Below are 2,220 nucleotides of genomic sequence, written 5' to 3' on the forward strand. Positions count from 1 at the left end.
CTGAACGGGGCGGTGGCCTCGACGAGACGGCCCGCCGCCCAGGACGGGTTGCCCAGCGCGTGATCGGGGGACATGGGGCGCCCGGCCCCTGAGAGCCGGGCGCCGTGCGGTCGGCCCGTGGCCGTCAGCCGGTGGCGGTCCAGCTGTGGGCGACGTCCACGACGACGCGGTCGTCCAGCTGCTGCACCCGGAAGGGCAGCCGTGCGCGGACGCCGAGCCCGATCTGGGTCTCCCCCTCGAAGCTGCCGGCGAACCGGGTGTCCCGGAAGGTGCGGTAACCCGTGAGGTCCACGCCCGGCAGGGGGCGCGCCACGCGGCCGGGATACGTGGCCGCCCCGGTCTCCGGGTCGTACGCGGGCGCGGTCACCCGCACTGCGAGCACGGCGCCGCCGGACACGGCGATGTAGCGGCCCGAGCCGTCCTGGTAGAGCTTGTCGACGTACTGGACGGTGTAGCCGACGCCGCTGCCCGCGCCGGGCACGTCGATGACCATCCGGTCGAAGCAGGTGTGACGACCGGTCCTGACGTCGGTCATCGGTGCGACGCCGGCGCCGGCGTCGGTCTTGGCGAGGCTTCCCCAGCCGGTCGGGCACGCCGTGGCCCGGGTGGTGGACTGCGGGCCGGCCACCGGTGCGGCGCCGGCCGGGATGGCCGCCACACCCACCGTGGCGCCCACGAGTGCGAGAGTCGCGCATGCTCTTCTGATTCGTACCATTGCCGCCCCCGAGGCTTGCATGTGGCTGATGCTGGATGAGACGGCCGGGCCGGCCGAAAGGTTGCACTTGCCGCGCCGGAGCGCCGACCATGGCACATCCTGGTGGAAAGTGATTGGTGTCCGGTGCCTCCGTACCGGGAGGACGCGACATGGATGAGGCAGCCGCCGTACCGGACAGGCCGCGGTCAGCCGCCGGCCGGAGCCGGAACGGGGCTGAGGGCCGGGTCCCGGGCGAGGGCACCGGCCGGATCGAGGATGCCCTGACGGCCCCGCTGGTGGAGGCCGTGCGGGACCTCGACGGCTACGGCGGGCTGGTCTACCTGCGCTCTCGCGACCGGCGCTCGCTGGTGCTGGCGATGATCACCGGGGTGCCCCGCTCGCTGCTCAAGAGCTGGTGGCGGGTGCCCGTGGGCGGTGCCCTGCCCATGGCGGAGGCCTACCGTCGCGACGAGACGCTGTGGCTGCCGGACGAGCACGCCACCATGGTCCGCTTTCCGCACTTCACGGCCGGGCTCCCCTACTCCTTCGGCTCCGCCTACCAGCCCGTCCGGACCGGCGGCGAGACGGTCGGCGTGCTGGTCGTGCTGCGCTCGGCGGCGCGGGCCCCGATGGACGGGGAAGCGGTCGGTGCCGCGCTGCGCCCCGCCGAGCGGGCCATGGAGGAGCGTCTCGACCGCCTCGTCGCCGGCCGGCCGGGCCCGGGCTCCCCCGCACACCACGTCGAGTACGACGACGAGCCGATCAGCGTGCGGCTGCCCACCTCGGCCGCCCACCCGGTCCGGGTCGGGCTCATCGACTGGGACCTGGACAGCGACCGCTGCACGGCGGACGACGACGCCCTCGCGCTCCTGGGCCTGGACCGGGCGGCCTACGGCGGCACCATCGCGGACGTCGAGGCCCGGGTCAGCCCCGACGACCTGCACGAACTGCGTGAGAGCAGGCACGACGCGCTGGCCGACGGCCGGGTCAGGTCCCGGCACTTCCGGGTCCGCGACGAGTCCCGGGGCGAGGAGATGACCGGCTACCGGCCGGTCGAGCTGTGGGGCCATCTCGTGCGGGGCGGCACCGGCTCCGCACGGATCCTCGTGGGCGCCCTCGTCGACGCGGGTGGCGGACTCACCGCGGCCGGAGCGGCCGAGCGGCTGCCCGACGGGCTCTTCTCGCTGGACCAGGACGGCCGCCTGACGTATGCCAACCGTCGCTGCGAGGAACTGCTGGGCTCCGGCCGGGAGGACCTCTTCGGCCGCTACCCGTGGGAGGTGGTCACCTGGCTCCGGGATCCCGCGTACGAGGACCGCTACCGGGCGGCGATGCTGTCGCAGGAGCAGGTGTCCTTCCTCGTCCGGCGGCCCGACGGGAACTGGCTGAGTTTCGTGCTGTACCCGGATGTGCACGGGCTGACCGGCCGGGTCTTCCCGACCGGGCCGCCCACCGGGGCCGAGCCGGAGCCGGAAGCCGGTTCCGGCTCGGCCCCCCGCCTCACCGCCGTCGGCCCGCCCCGCCCC

The 2,220-nt window shown here is 74.8% G+C and carries 2 protein-coding genes; one reads left to right on the forward strand and one right to left on the reverse strand.

Annotated features, from left to right (window positions below; translation table 11 throughout):
• Positions 1-124: 124 nt before the first annotated feature.
• Positions 125-715 (reverse strand): AMIN-like domain-containing (lipo)protein, encoded by a 591-nt coding sequence (locus tag ABT116_RS43275; protein WP_351646250.1) that lies wholly within the window; start codon positions 713-715, stop codon positions 125-127.
• Positions 716-864: 149 nt separating this feature from the next.
• Here ABT116_RS43275 and ABT116_RS43280 point away from each other — a divergent pair.
• Positions 865-2,220: PAS domain-containing protein (locus ABT116_RS43280; protein ID WP_351646252.1), on the forward strand; the 1,356-nt coding region annotated here is incomplete at its 3' end.

Origin of the sequence: Streptomyces sp. NPDC002130 (assembly GCF_040296465.1) — a bacterium.
GTDB lineage: Bacteria > Actinomycetota > Actinomycetes > Streptomycetales > Streptomycetaceae > Streptomyces.

Bases quoted from the DNA above. Each gene is read 5' to 3' on its own strand.
- ABT116_RS43275 (WP_351646250.1), bottom strand. From the start codon at position 715: ATGGTACGAATCAGAAGAGCATGCGCGACTCTCGCACTCGTGGGCGCC.